The following is a 2,158-nucleotide window of genomic DNA, read 5'->3' as shown; positions in this document are numbered from 1 at the left end:
GTGTCAACGCCGCCCCAACCCTGACCACCGTGGTCCGGCTGAAAGTGGACCACCTCGGGTTGGTTGATCTTTAGTCGTTGGTCTTGGTGGCCGGTGGGACGCGGCCGAGGTCGCGGTCTTTGAGTCGGTAGCTGTCGCCCTTCATGGAGATGACTTCGGCGTGGTGGACGAGGCGGTCGATCATGGCCGCGGCGACGACGTCGTCGCCGAAGACTTCACCCCAACGGCCGAAGGGCTTGTTGCTGGTGACGATCAGCGAGGCTCGTTCGTAACGGTTGGAGACGAGTTGGAAGAACAGGTTCGCCGCTTCGGCTTCGAAGGGGATATAGCCGACCTCGTCAACGATCAGCAGCGGGACCCGGCCGAGTTTGACCAGTTCGTCTTGCAGGCGCCCAGCGTGGTGGGCGTCAGCGAGGCGGGACACCCATTGAGCGGCAGTGGCGAACGCGACGCGGTGTCCGGCCTGGCAGGCCCGGATCCCGAGGCCGATGGACAGGTGGGTTTTGCCGGTGCCGGGAGGGCCCAAGAACACGACGTTCTCTTTCGACGCCACGAAGTCCAGGGTGCCCAGGTGAGCGATGGTCTCCCGCTTCAACGATCGTTGGTGCTCGTAGTCGAACTCCTCGAGGCTTTTGCGGGCCGGGAAGCGGGCTGCTCGGATTCGGCCTTCACCGCCGTGGGTTTCGCGGGCGGCGACTTCGCGTTGCAGGCAGGCGGCGAGGAACTCCTCATGCGTCCACGACTCCGCCCGGGCCCGCTCGGCGAGGCGTTGCACCGACGCGGCGAGGGAGGGTGCTTTCAGTGCGCGGCTGAGGAACGCGATCTCGGAGGAGACGTTGCGGTTGCTGGTTTTGGTGGCCATCACGCAGCCACCTCGTTCAGGCCGAACATCTGGTCGTAGTCGCTGAGTCGCCGCTGCTCGACCTCGGCGGCGGCTGCCGGTGCCGGCGCCTGCCGGGCGGCAGTGCGCAGATCGGCGGCGGCCTGGCGGTGAGCCGGGTCGGTGATGCTCTGATGCTTGGCCCAGCAGCGGTCGTGTCGGGCGACCTGGCGGCTGTCGCAGAACACCTGCACCCGATCGGCGTCAGCGGTGATGTCGACACGACGCCCGACGACCGAGGGATGCACCGAGTAGTCGTTGCTGTCCAACCGAACGTAGTGATCTCGGGGCAGGCGCGTGGTCTGTCGCCAGCCAACCACCGGCGCCACCGGCGGCAGCGACAGCATCGCGCCCCGGTCGGCGTCCCACCGCTCGGCCGGGCGGCAGCCCAACGCCCGGTGTTGGCGGTTGTTCGCCCGCACCAGCCACTCGGTGAGCTGGGCGTTAAAGTCCTGCGGTGAGCCGAACCGGCGCCCGGGCAGGAACGACGTCTCGAGATAGCCGTTGGCCCGCTCAACCAGGCCCTTGGCTTCCGGGTCCGCCGGCCGGCACTGGATCACCCTGATGCCGAGGGTGCCGCGGAAGGCGTTCATCGTCTCGGTCAGCTGCGGACGGCCGGCCCGCCACTGCCCGACCGCGGACTCGTTGTCCCACACCAGAGCCTTGGGCGTCCGGTCCCACCCGGAGATCAACGTCCAGTGCCCGGCCAACAGGTCCGGTGACTGCCGGGACGGGATCATCAGCGCCGACAGCCACCGCGAATACCCCGACACCATCACCAGCACCGGCGGCCTGCCGACCTGCCCAAAGCCCAACGCCACGTCCGCCGGCGGGAACCACAGGTCACACTGCGCCAGTTCACCCGGCAGATAGTCAGTGCGCTGGGCCGGGTCCGGGCGGCGGAACAACGGCCGCAACTGCTGCACCCGATCGGCGAACACCGTCTTCCCCCGGGTCCACCCAACCCGTTCCATAATCACCGTCGAGGGCATGTCCGGGAACTCCGCTAACAATGCCCTGATCTGCGGCTCGACCGCATCCACGATCGAGCCCTTCGCCGCCCGCTGATACCGCGGCGGCTCATCACTGGCCAGGGCCTTCTTCACGGTGTTGCGAGACATCCTCAACCGCCGAGCGATGGCCTGGATCGCCATGCCCTCCGACCGCCGCAGCCGCCGGATCTCCGCCCAGTCCTCCACGTTCAGCACCTCCCGATGCTTCAGGAGGTGGTCCCGATTCAGCCGGAACCACGTGGTCAGTTTTCAGGCGGAGCCGACA

General features: G+C 67.7%; 2 protein-coding genes. Both read right to left on the bottom strand.

What is annotated here, in order from left to right; genetic code table 11:
• Window positions 1-70: 70 nt before the first annotated feature.
• Complete coding sequence (gene istB / locus ABZS37_RS32645; RefSeq protein ID WP_355175450.1) at window positions 71-862, bottom strand: IS21-like element helper ATPase IstB; 792 nt, start codon at window positions 860-862, stop codon at window positions 71-73.
• Window positions 862-2,088: an IS21 family transposase gene (istA, locus tag ABZS37_RS32640; protein WP_355175448.1), complete on the bottom strand. Its 1,227-nt coding sequence runs from the start codon at window positions 2,086-2,088 to the stop codon at window positions 862-864. Before istA ends, istB begins: the two co-directional genes overlap by 1 nt.
• Window positions 2,089-2,158: the final 70 nt, after the last annotated feature.

The sequence above is a fragment of the Micromonospora sp. NPDC005413 genome, assembly GCF_040606435.1.
Lineage (GTDB): Bacteria > Actinomycetota > Actinomycetes > Mycobacteriales > Micromonosporaceae > Micromonospora.
Note: the sequence above shows the minus strand (reverse complement) of the source record. Positions and strands in the feature narration are given on the sequence as shown.

Bases quoted from the DNA above. Each gene is read 5' to 3' on its own strand.
- istB (WP_355175450.1), bottom strand. From the start codon at position 862: ATGGCCACCAAAACCAGCAACCGCAACGTCTCCTCCGAGATCGCGTTC.